This window comes from Butyricimonas faecalis (genome assembly GCF_003991565.1).
Lineage (GTDB): Bacteria > Bacteroidota > Bacteroidia > Bacteroidales > Marinifilaceae > Butyricimonas > Butyricimonas faecalis.
This window is the reverse complement of the sequence record NZ_CP032819.1, coordinates 2,980,832-2,997,119: the sequence shown is the minus strand read 5'-3', so window position 1 is coordinate 2,997,119 and position 16,288 is coordinate 2,980,832. Positions and strand designations below refer to the sequence as shown.

Annotated in this window: 11 protein-coding genes; 2 read left to right on the top strand and 9 right to left on the bottom strand. The window is 45.0% G+C overall.

Going from position 1 to position 16,288, the window contains the following annotated elements; all coding sequences use genetic code 11:
• Nucleotides 1–96 precede the first annotated feature (96 nt).
• From D8S85_RS12850 to D8S85_RS12820, 7 genes are all read right to left on the bottom strand, one after another.
• On the bottom strand, nucleotides 97–2,388 hold the full coding sequence (locus tag D8S85_RS12850) for a DUF6562 domain-containing protein (protein WP_106481016.1): 2,292 nt from the start codon (nucleotides 2,386–2,388) through the stop codon (nucleotides 97–99).
• A gap of 69 nt (nucleotides 2,389–2,457) precedes the next feature.
• The gene (locus D8S85_RS12845; RefSeq protein ID WP_127075192.1) at nucleotides 2,458–4,839 is read right to left on the bottom strand and encodes a DUF6562 domain-containing protein; all 2,382 of its coding nucleotides are present in this window, start codon (nucleotides 4,837–4,839) and stop codon (nucleotides 2,458–2,460) included.
• Nucleotides 4,840–4,853: 14 nt separating this feature from the next.
• The gene (locus D8S85_RS12840) at nucleotides 4,854–5,906 is read right to left on the bottom strand and encodes a DUF6562 domain-containing protein (protein ID WP_106481014.1); all 1,053 of its coding nucleotides are present in this window, start codon (nucleotides 5,904–5,906) and stop codon (nucleotides 4,854–4,856) included.
• Nucleotides 5,906–7,177 carry a DUF3575 domain-containing protein gene (locus D8S85_RS12835; RefSeq protein WP_106481013.1) on the bottom strand — a complete coding sequence of 424 codons (1,272 nt, stop codon included), beginning with the start codon at nucleotides 7,175–7,177 and terminating at the stop codon, nucleotides 5,906–5,908. Before D8S85_RS12835 ends, D8S85_RS12840 begins: the two co-directional genes overlap by 1 nt.
• Before the next feature lie 424 nt (nucleotides 7,178–7,601).
• A complete protein-coding gene (locus tag D8S85_RS12830; protein ID WP_106481012.1) occupies nucleotides 7,602–8,540 on the bottom strand; it encodes a hypothetical protein in 939 nt (312 codons plus the stop codon).
• Between the two features lie 11 nt (nucleotides 8,541–8,551).
• Nucleotides 8,552–9,961, bottom strand: coding sequence for a RagB/SusD family nutrient uptake outer membrane protein (locus tag D8S85_RS12825; protein ID WP_158641575.1), 1,410 nt, complete (start codon nucleotides 9,959–9,961; stop codon nucleotides 8,552–8,554).
• 8 nt (nucleotides 9,962–9,969) lie between these two features.
• Nucleotides 9,970–13,224, bottom strand: coding sequence for a SusC/RagA family TonB-linked outer membrane protein (locus D8S85_RS12820; protein WP_106481010.1), 3,255 nt, complete (start codon nucleotides 13,222–13,224; stop codon nucleotides 9,970–9,972).
• 482 nt (nucleotides 13,225–13,706) lie between these two features.
• On the opposite strand from D8S85_RS12820, the gene D8S85_RS21660 reads away from it, so the two are divergent.
• Nucleotides 13,707–14,039: a helix-turn-helix domain-containing protein gene (locus D8S85_RS21660; RefSeq protein ID WP_181951158.1), complete on the top strand. Its 333-nt coding sequence runs from the start codon at nucleotides 13,707–13,709 to the stop codon at nucleotides 14,037–14,039.
• Between the two features lie 149 nt (nucleotides 14,040–14,188).
• Nucleotides 14,189–14,584 carry a helix-turn-helix domain-containing protein gene (locus D8S85_RS12810; protein WP_106481009.1) on the top strand — a complete coding sequence of 132 codons (396 nt, stop codon included), beginning with the start codon at nucleotides 14,189–14,191 and terminating at the stop codon, nucleotides 14,582–14,584.
• A gap of 112 nt (nucleotides 14,585–14,696) precedes the next feature.
• On the opposite strand, the gene D8S85_RS12805 is transcribed toward D8S85_RS12810, so the two are convergent.
• Nucleotides 14,697–15,104, bottom strand: coding sequence for a hypothetical protein (locus D8S85_RS12805; RefSeq protein ID WP_127075190.1), 408 nt, complete (start codon nucleotides 15,102–15,104; stop codon nucleotides 14,697–14,699).
• Nucleotides 15,105–15,144: 40 nt separating this feature from the next.
• Nucleotides 15,145–15,957: a leucine-rich repeat domain-containing protein gene (locus tag D8S85_RS12800; protein WP_127075188.1), complete on the bottom strand. Its 813-nt coding sequence runs from the start codon at nucleotides 15,955–15,957 to the stop codon at nucleotides 15,145–15,147.
• Nucleotides 15,958–16,288 lie beyond the last annotated feature (331 nt).

The following is a 16,288-nucleotide window of genomic DNA, read 5'->3' as shown; positions in this document are numbered from 1 at the left end:
AGAAGAATAAAATGCTGGTCATTTCGGTAGTTAAAAAATAGGCAGCCCTTTTGTCTTTCAAGGGCTGCCCATTTATAGTGTTTCGGAATAATAGGATTATTCTCCTATTTTCTTAACTTCCCAAGCGGTTTTGCCGTTGTAGGTCGTTTGTACAGATTCATACCCATCGGCAACAAAAGTTGAGATGTTCGTACCCGAATCGCCATTCGCTGGATTGAAACCAACAAAAATTCCGCCATAGATTGCAATTTTATTCCAAGTTGCAGCAGATTTACTATCTTGCACATTTATGAGGTAGTTGTTCGTTTCTGTTTCCGATTCGAAAACTCCTCCGTAAACATTGAGGACACATGTTCCGTTATAGCTGTCGCCGGCAAGATGGATACAGGGATTAGGGGCTCCGGTTGCATCATTTGCTGCGTAAAAGTAACCGCTATAAATATTTACTTTCCCTTTAAATACCATTATCCCCGCATCTACAGTATTGCCTGGGTTTCCACCTCCGTTTTTGACGAAAACATTTCCGTTGATGGCAACACTCCCTCCATTGAGCCATAATGTAGCTCTATTGCCTGTCGGTTTATCATATTTTGGACCTACAATAGTTCCCTCTCCGTCTATTGTCAATGTTTTGTTGGGACCAAGAAGGATACTTTGTGGAGATTTGGTATCTCCGCTCAATACAGCATTGTTATTGAGAATCAACTTTGATGAACCTTTAGCAATACTCCATGAACTGGCCGTCATATTCGAAGCTACGACTACGATTCCGTTGGGCTTACCGATAGCAGCTTTCGCTTCGTCCGCATTTTCCGCAATTTTAACTACCTGATAAGTGCCATACGGTGTTGTATTTTTTGTTTTTACTGAAGCGTACCCCTCGGCCACGAAATTGGTCGGTTGGTCATGGTCGTCACCCTTGCTCGGGTCATAATTCTCGAAAGTACCACCCTTGACCGTAATCGTGCCTTCCGCCCCATTCTGTTGGTTCAGTACATAATAGAAGTTGTTCCAGGGAGCTTTTACCTTGAAAGTACCTCCGTTGATTTCTATACTTCCTTTGTTCTGAACTCCATTTTGGGCCGAGTTGAACAAGTATATGCACGAACACTCGGAACCTCCATTGTAAGTACCGCCATTAATCGTAAGTTTCCCGCCCAATACACAAACAGCCAAAGCTCCACCGGAAAGACTACCGATCGTTCCTTCCCCGTTAATGACAAGTTCAGCTCCATCGAAAACTTGTATGGTGCGATCTGCTCCGGTCGGGGGGGTGATGCGTTTCCCGTTCAAATTGATTACAACGCTTTTGCCGGCGGCGATTTTAAGCGGCTCTTGCAAAACGACATTTTCCTGCAAGGTAATTGTACCGCCGTAAGCAGCAGCCATGGCCAGTTCCTGTGCGCTTCCGTCGGGATAGATGTAATCGCCGTCATAAATCGGGTCGATGGAGATATTAAAGATAATATCACTGGTCAAGAGTTTACCGAGGATATTGGTTCTCCAGTTGCGCTGCACGGGTACGTTGGTCAAACCGCTTTTCAAGGTAATCTCGTTACCTGATTCGGGTTGGAATGTGAACTCCAAACTTTCCAAAGTGGCTTTTTGAGCACCATCTACAGAAGCATTGTCTTCGCCGCCATCGTTTACCAGAATGTAGCTCATGGAAAGCCACGTGTAGGTTTCATCGTTCCCGATGGTTCCGTCTCCGTTCACATCGACTTTCAAATCTTCGGTCGGGATTGTGTTAAGGCTATGCGTAACTACTTCAGACCCGCTTACCGCACCCGTAAGTAGGTTTATAGATGTTGCTGCATTCTTGATAACTACGGAAGAGTTCTTGATCGTAACGCCCGAAGCGACAGCGGCTTCCCAATCCTCCTCGGTCACGCCGACATTGATCTGTGCGAAAGGACGTTTCAACTCGACATGAATTGAAGTGGAACCGGTGACGGTGAATGTCTCGGTCTTGAAGAATGCATCGCGGGTCTCGTCGTTGTTCGATGCGTTCTCGTAACTTACCGTAACATTCATGTTATCATCTATGGTATACGCTTCGCAATCCGCATCTTGAGCCCAGAATGCAATCTTGTAAGTTTGCCCCTTGGCCAAAGTCAAGGTCTCTGTGGCGGGAAAGGTAACGTCTGTTCTTTCAATCTTTTGGATGGTAGAAATTCGCCCTCCGTTTTCATCAAACACGGCATACACCAGCTTGTCAGCTTGTGAACCGTCGCTGATGGCACGAGTAGCGATTCCCCCTTCAAGGCTAAGCGAGAATGTCACTTGGGCCTCATTCCCGGACTGAACTGTATCCAAATCGTCATGCGAACACGATGTTGCAAGCAGTACACCTGCCGCCATCATAAACGTAAAGAATTTCTTAATCATTTTATTTTTTGTTATATAAATAAATTGATTGCTGATAAGTGTGCTTATTCAACAACTCGAATACATGACTTACAAAACTTTTTCCCCGTCAATGGTAACGGACAGGTGTTCTGCATTCATACTGTTCTTGTTTGCCCACAATTTACTACCGGTGTTTTTACCATCAGCAAAACCGTTTACCGTGCAGTTTGTGGTGGTGAGGGAGTAAGTTGCGTTGTAGTCGTTACCTATCTCGATAGCGGCTTTCCCGGCAGAACCATTGTTGCGATCATTGAAAGTACAGTTGGAAACGATCAGATCGGTCGGCCCCTTACCGTACAGCAGAATAGCCTTGCCATTCGTGTTGAACGTGCAGCCTTCAAACTTCACCTCCGTGCCGCCCCATGTCCAGATGGAATATTGGTCGGCCATATCATTTTCAAAGGTGCAGTTGATAAAGGTTGCTTTGCCGTAGAGAGTGAGTTTGCCCGTGATGGTGCAGTTATAATAGGTCAGTTCGTCACACACGATACCATCGAAAGCGCCTTCGCCGGCTTTGATGGTCAAATTTTGGAAGGTAAAAGTAGAACCACGCTGATAATTCAGTTGACCACCCTCGGCGGTTTCAGTATCCGAAATAACATCGAAAGTCGATGTTCCATCACCGATGAAAGTGAAGTCATTGCTCTTACCATTGGCGGCACCGCTTTTCAACGAGATTTCTGCATTGTTTCCCAATGCTATGATTGCCTCGCCCTCCGTGTTGCTTATTGCGGCGTCAAGATCCTCGTTGGAACTTACGACATCCGTCACTTCATTCGGGACGACAACATACGTTTCGCCCTTTTGAAGGCTCTTGTACCCTTCAGCTACGAAATTTGTCGGTTGGTCATGGTCGTCGCCCCTGCTCGGATCATAATTCTCGAAAGTACCACCTTTGACCGTAATCGTGCCTTCCGACCCGTTTTGTTGGTTCAGTACATAATAGAAGTTGTTCCAGGGTGCGTTTACCTTGAAAGTACCTCCGTTGATTTCTATACTTCCTTTGTTTTGAATACCATCATATCTGGCCGAGTTAAACAAGTATATGCACGAGCATTCGGAACCTCCGTAGTAAGTACCTCCGTTAATCGTAAGTTTTCCGCCTAATACACAAACTGCCAAAGCCTCGCTGGAAAGACTACCGATCGTTCCTTCCCCGTTAATTACAAGTTCAGCTCCATCGAAAACTTGTATGGTGCGATCAGCTCCGGTCGGGGGGGTGATGCGTTTCCCGTTCAAATTGATTACAACGCTTTTGCCATCGGCGATTTTAAGCGGCTCTTGCAAATCGACATCCTCCTGCAAAGTAACTGTACCGCCGTAAGCAGCAGCCATGGCCAATTCCTGTGCGCTTCCGTCGGGATAGATGTAATCGCCGTCATAAATCGGGTCGATGGAGATATTAAAGGTAATATCGCTAGTCAAGAGCTTGCCGAGAATATTGGTTCTCCAGTTGCGCTGCACGGGTACGCTGGTCAATCCGTTTTTCAGGGTAATCTCGTTACCTGATTCGGGTTTGAAGGTGAACTCCAGGTTTTCCAACGTGGTTTTTGTGGCTCCATCTACAGACGGAGTTGCGTCGCTTCCGTCATTTACAAGTATATAACTCATGGAAAGCCAGTGGTAGGTTTCTTTCGTCCCATCGTTATCTACATCGACCATCAGGTTTTCTGCCGGGATGGTTGCGAGGTCATAGGTTACCCCTACCGTGGTGGGGTCGCTTACAGCACCGGTTAGCAGGTTGAGCTTGGTAGCAGCATCCTTGATTACCACTTTCGAGTTTTTGATTTCGATGCCGGATGCAACAGCGGCCACCCAATCCTCCTCGGTTACGCCGACATTGATCTGTGCGAAAGGACGTTTCAACTCGACATGGATTGAAGTGGAACCGGTGACGGTGAATGTCTCGGTCTTGAAGAATGCGTCGCGGGTCTCGTCGTTGTTCAATGCGTTCTCGTAACTTACCGTAACATTCATGTTGTCATCTACGCTATAAGCCTCGCAATCCGCATCCTGAGCCCAGAATGCAACCTTGTAGGTTTGTCCCTTGGCCAAAGTCAGGGTCTCTGTCGCGGGAAAGATAACGTCTGTTTTTTCAACCTTTTGGATGGTAGAAATACGGTTTCCGTTTTCATCAAACACGGCATACACCAGCTTGTCGGTTTGTGAACCGTCGCTAATGGCACGGGTTGCGATTTTCTTTTCAAGGCTGAGCGAGAATGTCACTTGGGTCTCATCCCCGGACTGGACTGTATCCAAATCGTCATTCGAACACGATGTCGCAAATAACATGCCTACCATCGCGAACATTAATAATAAATTTCTCATGTTTGTATTTTTTTGTTGATTAAAAATTAAGTTATTTCTTGTCAATTGCAGGATGAAAGCTTGGAGTTGTTCCCGCTTTCCCGTGTGTTTTACTTTTTCCATGGTCAGTATTTTTATTATGGAAAAACCAAGTTATAATCCCCGTCGAAGTCTGGATTGATGATCACGCCTCCCGAGGCTTCCGACATCAGAAACTTACCCCGCAGAATGGTGTGGTGGTTTCTTTTTAACGGCACCTCTATCGGTTGGGTAAGGGAGAGTTGCGTGCCTTCCTTATCGAGAATCCCGATCTGTATGGTTACCGCTGATTCTTTGCCGTTCACGAATACATAGTCGAATCCCAGGGAAGCTTCCCTGTTGTTCAATACCTTCAAAGCCGATGAGAACGTCACCCCCGTGGAGGAATCCACCGGCTTGTCCGTGAACATACTGTATGTGTCGGGCATGAAACCGACATAGTGGAACACGATTCTATAGTCTTCGAGATTCACCCTCGAAGCCGGGTTCTCCGGTACGGATTTCGTACCGTTACTTTTTGCTGTGGTACGGGAAACCTCTTTTTCGATGAATTCCGCGAGATCGTTTGTGATGACCTCGAATTTGGCAAGCGGACGTTGCATCGGGATTTCAAGCGTATTAGGAATATCTTCCGCGATATCTGCAACCAAGGAGATTTGGCCTGTTCCACGAAAACCGTCAAGGTAATCGTTGTTTCCCTCATGGTCGCCTTGAAGCGTGATGCCGGCAAAGTCGTCGGCAGCGTGGTGCGGGTATTTATTTTCATCTTCCAATAAATCCGACCATACCATGATATGATAGTCGCCCGGAGTGAGGTCAAGCATTACCTCGTGGTCGTAACCCTCCGTGATGTCTTTTGTGATCACGAACTCCCGCGAGTATTCCCGCGTGGCGCGTTGTTTTTCCGAAACGGGATAGGCACGTATGATGTAGCGTATTTTGCCGAGTTCCCGGCTGTTGTCGTACGTGTCGCCTAATCCCTGCTCGGTTACACCCGTGCCATCGTATAGGTGTTCCCATACGGTCATGTTTTTTTCATAGCTCAACTTCAAACGGAACGTAACATTTTCGGGTGTGTCGGGCCATTCGTGTACGTTACAAGCAATCAGAAATACCAACGGCATCCATATATGGTATAACAATTTTCTCATTATCTGCCTCCTTTCCTTTTCAGATCAAACGCGTACGAGAACGACACCGCCGCCTGGTCGATACCCCAGTAGGTTTTCTTCACGCTCTCCACCAACAGTCCGTCTTTCGTGCGCGGGGTGTTGTGGAATTTGTCGTAATGTAGCGAATACACACCGGCTCCGAGCGAGAACTCCATCCGCCAGCGGTTGTTCCTGCTGATAGGCAGGCGATAACCGACGCTCACACCGCCACCGATGGCAGGGCTTCTGCGGTTATGGTCTTGATAACGGTAATCGCCGTTGATGGCGAAGTTGTAATACATCAATCCGAGATGTGCTCCGGCAAAGAGGCCGTCGTTATGCATCGACAGCCAGTAACGGAACTCCGGCTGAATAGCGAATGTGCGAAATTTGATGCTGGATTTGAAATAGTTCCATGTCGAGTAATAGACGGGGAACGTGAACGACCAATGCTTTGCCAAGTCCACTTCGACGGCAACATTGGCGGTAGCCAGTCCCCAACCAAGCGCGTTGGTTTTCAAATGCAGGTGATGCGTCCATTCCTCCGCTTCGGGAGTGATGGGTTCCACTGTCATTACGGTGTCGGGCACGACTTCTACGATATCAACGACCGGTTCTGGTTCGACAATCGTCGTGTCGGGTAGGTTCCCCGGTTCTTGAACGGGCGACATCTTTTTTTTGTAAGTGATAATTACCACGTAAGCGTTCCGCATCTGCCCGAAAAAGAGTTTGTTCATCTGTTGCCATACTTTGCCGTTATCCAGTTGTTTCAGTTTGACAATACGGTTGTCAATGTTCGTCCCCGTATGATGGTAATCTACTAATCGGGCCTCTTCTTCCAGTATGAAGATTATCTCATCTTTGTTTTGCAGGTCTGAATTTTCTACCTGTGATTTCAAGTAGTCCCAAGGAATATAGCTGTCGTTTCGGGTGATGATGCTGTCGGGTATGTTGATATCTCGGCGTACAAATTTTTCGAGAGACGTGAGACGTCCTCGTGCCAGTTTGCGGTTAAGCTCGTAACTGCCTTCCGGGGAGGCAGCCCCGCAGAAAGAAACCTCAACGATGTTTACCGTACTATCCTGCTTGATATTCTGCAGGGTTGTTATGATTCCCCGCATACGGGCGGCGTTATCAGAGTAGGTGGAATCAATCACTATGCTGTTCGTGCGGAAATTAATGCTAATTTCCGTGCGTTGCTTTTGCGAACGTGCTATGTTCGTGTAAAACAGCAAGAAAATCAATATTATACAATATCTTTCGACATGCATAAATCAAACTTTTAAACAACTCTCTTTGCAAGAGAAACAATTATCGTCACAAAATTATATAAAATATCACAAATAAGTCGATTAATCGACAAGAAATCGCATAAAAAACAATTTTATCATGTGTGACAATCGATTGTGGCTATTTTCGGATTTAAAACAGGCTGTTTATACGAATTTTGAACACGTACGAGTGGTGTTTATATAAACTGTTGAAGTTTTTCGAGATTTGAAGGGAATTGTACAAAAAAGAGAGACTGTCTAACAGGTCTTATCCGACATCAACAAACTACCCCCTCCAATTCCCTCTTGCATAGGGGGAGGGGTGATTGCCAAGAGGTTCCCCCTCCTGTGTAAGGAGGGGTTAGGGGAGGTAGTCGTTAAAAATAGACTTGTTAAACAGTTTCCCTTCTTTTCATTTAAACCATTATTGTTTTTTAGCTACCGCTTGAAATTTGCATTGGATCGTCGGGTAGATGGACGATGATATTTTCACGTTCATTATTCCCCGTCGCCCATCTTGGTTCTCGAAACCGACGACGCTTCCGGTGATCACTTCGATTTTATTCACGGCTTTCGAGAAGTCCATCTGTTCCAGCTCCGTATCTCCGGCAAGGTCAAAATTGACATGATCCAATGAAATGAATTTTGTAGTTCTCATGGTTGAGGCGTCATACTCCATGCCATCTGTCACGAACAGGGTTTGCGTTTCCTTGTCGGCCGGATTCAGGAAGTAGTGCTTCCCGTCGTTTGCCGTGTAAGCCGCCACGTCTATTTCATCTTTATGAGTTCCGAAACTGCTGTTTGAATAGACCTTGTATTTTGCGGGATTAAAAAACATACTTCCTTGTATTTTTCCGGCAAGTTTGTACAGCCATAACCAACTCGTGTTTCGAATATAGTTCACGATCTTGAATGAGGATTTTATACTTCCGGATTTCCCCTTGTCATTATGCGCTTTGAAAGTCATGCTAAGTACTTCTCCCACGATGGCTTTGTCGTTAGGTACGATAACGGGATAAATCATCATCACAGTCGAGACGGGACGAGATAAATACCCCTCTTCGTCCACCGTCAGTTCCAGTGTTTCATCCACTAATGCGAATCGGATGGAGTCCTTCAATTCATTGAAATTATGGCTTTTTTCCACGATTTCAATACGACGTAAAGTTGCCCCGTTGGTTGACGCTATAAATTTGAAACTTATCGTGTCTCCCGGTATGGCGACGACGGTGTCGACTGTTTCCATTAACGCCATATTCACTCCATCGGAAGGTTCCAGCACCTCACCGAGTGAACAGGCAGCCATCAATGATACAATAATTAATGCTTGGAATCCGTTTTTCAATATATTCATTTTCATCATATGGTCTGGTATTATAAAGGTTTTTGCTCTACTACGAAATTATGTTCCAATTCGGCTTTGGGAATGGGGAAACACAGTTGGTCGTCATTCTCAAAATTCGGGTTCATATCTTTTAATTTTCGGCGGTTTCCTTCGGTATATCTCACGGAGAGATAGAATATAGCTCCGTTTTCCATCCCGATTTCCCGTACGTTCTCCCGGAAAACCTCTTCCAGCACGTCTGACAGGGTACTGTAATCGGCTACATCAAAAGTCGTGTTACCGGAACGAAGGCGTAGAACATTCAGCACGTCCAGACAGTCCTTTATAGTGGCATTCGTGCGAGCCATTGCCTCAGCCTTGATCAAGTACATCTGGGCCACGCGCATATAATACATCGGGCAATCGCCGGATGTGACGTAATGTTTCTTCCACACCTGTGTTTTTCGTGCTGCCGTTCCGTTACCGAGCATCACGGAATCGAAAGTAGCTTCGTAACGTTTATCGTCTGGGGTCAGAATTTCGAAATACATCTCTGTCGGTTTATAGGTTGCACCACCGAACATCTTGAACAAGCTACCCACGTTATCATCCATTGTAGGCGGTGTCTTGATGTGTCGTGTGAACATCAATTCTTTTGAAGAGTACCCCTTGTTAAAAATATCTTCATATTTGTCTTCCAATCCGAATTCATCACTGGCAATCACTTCATTTGCCAATCGTATTGCTTCCGTGTAGTCTCCTTCTTCTCCTCGATTCATTAAGATATCTGCTTTAAAAGCTTTGGCAGTTGTCGCGCAGGAACGGTATTTGGAATAAAAACGGGGACCGTACTGTATCGCGTAATCCAGGTCTTCGAATATTTTTTCATAACTCTCTTTCACGGAACTACGTCCCATGCTATTATTCGAGATGGATGAAGGTTCCAGACGAATGATCGGGCCGAGAGGACTGTTTATATCCCAGAAGTATCCGTATTTCCTTAGTAGGAATGCGTGTCCGAACGCACGGGCGAATTTGGCTTCTGCCAGCATTTCTGTTTTCCGGTTCTCTCCGAATAGGCTTTCGGATAATTTTTCCACGTAATAGATGAAATTATTCGCGGCGTTTACCATTTTGTAAGCTAATTTCCAAGGATCGGCAACGTATGAATATTCTTCGGTCAATTTGAAACCTAACAAACCGTCCGTTTCGAATGTACCCCGGTAAGTTCCGTTTAACAGTCCCGTGCGGTACTCGTTGTCACAGATGTAATATGCGCTCATCGTTCCGTATCCCTGTAAATTCGAGAAGATGCCATTTAACGCTGTTTCTGCGGAGGTCTCGTTCGTGATCGCATTTTCCCCGACCAGATCATGAGGGGGAAGTTCGTCATCGAACATGCTGTCACATCCTGTTATTGAAAGAAGAAACAATAGGCTATATAAAAATATCTTGTTCATAATTATAATCATTTAATGGTTACTTTCACTCCGAAATTGAATGTTCTGGTCTTGGGATAAGCTTCCGTGTCGATTGAGGCTCCTCGAATGGCATCACTGCTCCACGATTCGGGCGAAGGGCCGGGGTAAGACGTGAAAGTACATACGTTATTTGCGGAAGCGAAAATGCTGATATTTTCGAATATCTTTGTTTTCTCCACGATATGTTTGGGAAACCTGTACTCTAAGTTTACATTTTGTATTTTGAGATACGAGGCATTATACACCGAGAAGTCGGTGAAATCATTGTTGTAGAAATCCAAGCGCACGCATGGGTAATTGCTAGTTGGATTTTCCGGAGTCCAGCGTTTCAGAGCAACGTCCAGCACGTTTGCCGTTCCCGTGGAGGCAAAACAGAATTGGTTGGCCTCTGCTGTCCATGCTTTTTGTGCCCCGTAACTGAATGTCCCCTGCACGCTTAGGGTGAGCCCTTTCCAGCTTAAACGGGTGTTGAATCCTCCTTCAAAATCGGGGCGGGAGCATCCTAGCACGATTTTGTCTTCATGGTTCCCGTACACTTTATTTACTCGACCGTCACCATCTTGATCAACAAACTTCAAGTCTCCGGGAATGGTCTTTCGGTAAGAATACTGTTCTTGGTATTGATAATCCGGGTTTAGGGATTCATAGTAATCAATTTCTGCTTGGGAACGGAACACCCCGTCCGTTTCAAATCCGTAGATCAATCCCAGCGACTCTCCTTCTCGGATAACCGTGTTGCTTAGGTAGGTTTGTCCGGGGGAAGAGATATATTCTGCGTCAAGTCCGGTAATTTTGTTTTTGTTTTTCCCGATATTGAAGCCGAGAGACCAGTTCCAATTTTTGTTCTGGATGATTGTGGTAGAGATGTCAAACTCTACCCCCTTGTTCTCGATGTTAGCGAAATTCACGCTGGTCGACTCCATTCCGGTGCTCAAAGCCATGGTGAAAGGATATAACAGACCTTTCGTGGTTTTCTTGTAGAAGCCTAAAGAACCTCTTATTCTTTGGTTCTTCAAAAAGCTGAAATCTAATCCTAGGTCATATTGTTGGGTCGACTCCCATTTTAATTCATTATTCCCGATTTGGCTCGGTATTGTTGCCGGCATATTCTGGTAATCGGTAGAAGAATACAGGGTTCTCCATCCGTATTCACCAACCCAACCATTACCTGTTTTTCCCCATCCGGCACGGATTTTCAAGAAAGATAGCCAGTGGGAATTTTTCAAGAAATTCTCTTCGGAAACGATCCACGCCGCGGCAAATGACGGGAAAGTTCCCCATCTGTATTTCGGGGAGAACTTGGAGGAACCGTCCGAACGTATTGTCCCGGTCAGTAAATAGCGATCCATGAATTTATACTCGATCCTTCCCACGAAAGATAATAGTACCGACCCGCTGGCACTCCCAGACACCGCCCCGTACTTGTACGGGTTAGCTCCTTGCCATATGGCATTCTGCACGTAGTCGTCCGGGAAATCGGTCATCGACAAGGAGTAGTATTCCGACTCTTCATCATTGTAGTTCCCTGCCAGAACGGCTGTCAGTTTGTGTTGTTCTCCGAAGCTCTTTACATATGACAATCGAGCCTCAAATTCTTTACTGTCAGTCTTACTATGCGTCTTTCTTCCGGAACCTTTCTGGTCTCCCCAGTAGCCACTGCCGGCCTGTGTACGGCTGGACTGGTATGCGTAGCGTTCCCCTTTTCGAGTTTGATACGTGTATTGGGTCACCAAGGTCAATTCGGGCAAAATTCGAAACTCCAGATTCCCTGTGAGTCTTACATTGTGATCTTCGCTTTCCGTGGTGTTTTCTTCCATTTCTATGATCGGATTCACTACATAATAGGTACGTCCGGAATAAAGGTATGAATGTAAATATAGAGATCCGTCGTCATTGTAAGCTTTTATATCAGGACGGGCTTTTGCTGCAGAGGATATGCCTGCACTATTGCTTAACCGGTCAGACAGGGTTCCGGAAACTTTCACGGAGGCTTTAATCCATTTGTTGATATCTGCATTGAAACCGATATCATACGTGTATCTCTCGTAATTTGTCCCTTTTACTTGTCCCAACTCATCCGTGTAACCTAAAGAGGCGTTATATCCGAATGAACTTCCACCCCCTCGAATGGAAACTTTGTGTTGCTGTTTGGAACCATCCCGCATGATATATTTCATCCATGGGGTATTTGCCTCTCCAAAGAAATCCGATGCGGCAAATGTAGAGTATTTGGAATATTGGGTAATGTCGTCATATCCTTCTGCTTTTGCTCCATTGCGGACGGCTTCCATGACCAGCATTTTGAACTCGTCCGTGGTCAACGTGTTTACATCGGAAACGAGGCTTGTTATACTGTAATCATAGCTATAATTGATCACCGGTTTTTGATTACGTTTCCCTCCTTTCGTCATAATCATGATGACCCCGGCGGCGGCTCTCGAACCGTATATCGCCGCGGAAGAAGCTCCTTTTAAAATGTCAATACTTTGGATGTCATCGGGATTCAACTCGTTGATGTCGAAATCACTTGTCATGGGGACGTTATCAACCACGATTAGGGGAGAGGTGGCCCCGCTTAAAGAAGGAACTCCTCGAATTTCCAACCGTGCAGGACTACCGGGCGATCCGTCTCCGGCTAAAATACTCAGTCCGGGAATTTGTCCTTGCATCATGTGAGCCACGCTTGTTGCCGTTGACTCTTCAATAATGCGAGAATCAAAACTTGCCACCGATCCTGTCAAATCCTTTTTGGTTGTTGTTCCGTACCCGATAACCACCACTTCCTCAACTTCGCTCACATCTTCTTCCAGCACGATATTCAATGTTTGTTGGCCGGTCCATTTTACCTCTTTCGTCTTCATCCCCACGAACGAGAATGACAGGATTAGGGAATCCCGTTTCTCCACGTTCATTGCGTATTCTCCTTTCACATCCGTGGATACTCCGACTGTTGAACCTTTTATCAAAATCGTAACCCCCGGTAAAGGAGTCCCCTCTTTGTCTTTCACGACTCCCCGAATGACGGTGGTTGCTTGTGGTGTATCATTCCCTGGATTTTCTGATCTGGAAAGTTCGTTTATTCCCGTGTGATGCTTTGCAAAATGAGCATTCGACAGCAGGGGTAAACAACACAAGAATGGTAATACGATAAGTCCCCATTCCCTTCGTCTTCGGGGTGATTTCGTTTTCACTGATGCGAGTACTCTTTTTTGCCTCACTTTCGTTTGTGGATTTTTTTTCATACTTTTGATTGTTAATTAATTTGAATTAGCGACGGGAAGATGTATTCGTGGCTTGAGAAACTTTGAATACTCTCCCGTTTTTATTTTTCCGGTTTATGCCCCATTGGGGGACATCCTTTCTGTATTTCTTCCGGTAAACAAATATCCGTTGATAGTGTGTCAAAACACATTTTTCGCATAAAACTCCTCCTTCTGTTTATAGAGGGAGTACCCCGAAAGAGGGGAGGGAGGTTGAATATGGAATTTTGACACACCTCCTTTTCAAATATAATTTTTCCATAGTTTCTTGATTTAGTTTATAATTTATAGTTCTATCAAATGTATTCAATTTCCAAGGATTTTATATGACCTCTTGAGCTTATATGACAATGTAGTCAGTATTAAGAAATTTCACGATGTTAATAGTACAAAGATAATACAGGGTAATAACCCCTGCAAATGTTTTAATAAAAATCTTTCCTTTACTATTAATTTTTTTCAAAATGATAACAACAGAAACTGAAAACAGAACAACCAAAACCGAGATCGAGCTATACGTGATTAATAAGGTAAAAGAGTTGAGAAAAGCTGCAAATCTGAGTCAAGAAAAATTGTCATTAGAGCTAAAATTAGATAGTTCTTTTGTTGGGCATGCAGAAAGATTAAAGCGAGAGGAAAAATATAATTTAAACCACATTAATGAAATTGCCAAATATTTTGATGTGCCTATTGCCAGCCTTTTCCCTCCTCAATATCTAAAAACAGATTGCATTGAAGAGTACTGGGAAAAGCATCCAAAACAAAGAAAAAAATATGATCAGAAACCGGAATGGTAGTCAGAATAAAAGAATAAGTTTGATATAAAAATGAGATAAAGAAATAATGCTGTCTTTTCCTATTCGATTTTTCAACTGCATGTTCTAATTGAATCTACGATTTCCGGAATAGACAAAAACGTGGTTGATCAATTAAATTTTTTTTCGAAATGACAACAAAGCAGGAAAATAAAGGAAAGATTAAGAATACGGAAATAGAACTTTATGTTATCAATAAAGTTAAAGAATATAGAATAGCTGCGAAAATGAGCCAAAGAAAACTCTGTATGGAATTGAGATTAAGCCCTACTTACGTGTTTTGTGCAGAGAATCCCAAATATACGGCGAAATATAATTTGAATCAACTGAATGAACTCGCTAAAATTTTCAAATGTTCGATAGCTGATTTTCTGCCTTCTCCTTACGTGGAAACGGATACAATTGAAGAATACATGGATTTGCATCCCCAAGTAAGAATAAGGAATGAAAAAATGATAAAGGAGGCTGAGGAGAAAGGACGAAAAAAGAGAGAAAAGAAAGAGAAAACAAGAGTGAAAAAGCAATAATCTATTCAATAAATTGTCTGTAGTGTTACTCTACTTCAGGGCTGACGCATGAGATTTAACTATCTTTAAAGACTTTGGTGATATAGTCGATATTCCACGAGCATTTTTTGCGTCAGCGTTTAAGGCTTAGTTTGTCATCCTGTTTCTTGAGCATTTCCAGTGCATATTTGCGCATTGCCGATAAATTGACAGCACTGTTTTTTTTGTGCGAACGGATATCGTCTTGTGTATGCTCGCGGTCCATCTTTATGATACGTTTCAGCCCGGTCCATTGCTCATACATGCCTTCCTGTTCCAGAAGTGCAGTATCAAAAATGGAACAGGTCCTTTTTTCCAACCTGCCGTGACTTTTTTCCTCGGTTATGTAGGTCGACATCGGGACTGTGCGATTGAAGATGCTCTCAGTCAAATCCATGAGTATAGGCTGGTTGCCTTTCAATGACATCAGATGGTCTCCTCCTTGAAGAAGAATCTGTTCAGCGACTAGTCGGATGCCGCCGAACTCTACACAAAAGGCCATTTTTTGTCGATATTGGATGTTATAGCTCTGCGATCTGCTTTTATCTCGCATGGTGGCCGGAGGCGGGTTCGCCGGGATACCACCAGCCAGAACCGTCGTCAATGTAGGGCGTAGAGCCGTCGTCAGGGTATTCGTAGCGCGCATCGTGCTCGAATTGCGATATTTTGTCCATCCATTCAGGGATTTCGCCACCGATGCGGTTGCCGAAACACCAAAAAATATACAAGCGTCCGTTGTTGTCAAACGTGAGGTTCTTCATGTCGTTATTGAAACAACTGATTATGCTAAGGTAAGGGGCACCGCTCAGATCAAGTTCTTTGATGGAGTTCTCGTAGCAGAATACACTGCGCAGTTTCTGTCGGTGAGGGATGACGAGGCTTTTCATTTGGTTGACGGCACAATCGATTTCCTGCAGTTCCACACAACGGCTGAGGTCGATTGATTCCAATCGGTTATACTCGAAACTAAGCACGTCGAGGGTTGTGCACCATCCCACGGAAAGGTTCTCAATCTCGTTGTAACCGACATCGAGTTTGCGGAGCGATAGACAGCCGTCGACCTTGATTTTGGAAATTTTGTTGTTTATCAGATAGACCTCTTCAAGCATCGAACAATCGGATAGATCGACTTCGGTAATCTCGTTCTTGGAGGCGTGAAGTTCCACGAGTGCCCTACAGCCCGATAGGTCTACCTTACCCTTGACTCCTAATTCGCCGAGGCGTAGATCGAGACGCCCATTTTCATAAAGGACTCCGTTCCAACGATTGATAGGCAGGTTTGAACCCCAGTTGTGATTGAAACGCCAGTTCGGACCGTCGTTGTCGTTGTAAAGACGCATAAGGTAAGTGCGCACCTCTTCTTCCGTTGGCAACTCAATGCCGAGTCCCTCTTGGGAAACCGTGACCTGTGCCGCCGCATGCCCCGCTGTGAGGTTAAAGACTACATTGCGTCTGTCGGTCGATGTGTTGGGGTGCATGGTAAAGACGATGCGGCAATGGTCGTCGGCATCGCCTTTCTCGGCATCCAATGTGCCGAATACGGCTTGCCGGTCGTCGGCATAACGTATCGTCCAGTCCTTGTTGGCTCTGAATGTGATATGCGCGTCGCCACCCTTGGCATCGACGGTGAAAAGATTCGAATCGAGCATTATAGTGTCAGGCTCGGGAGTGGGCGGTATGTCCTCG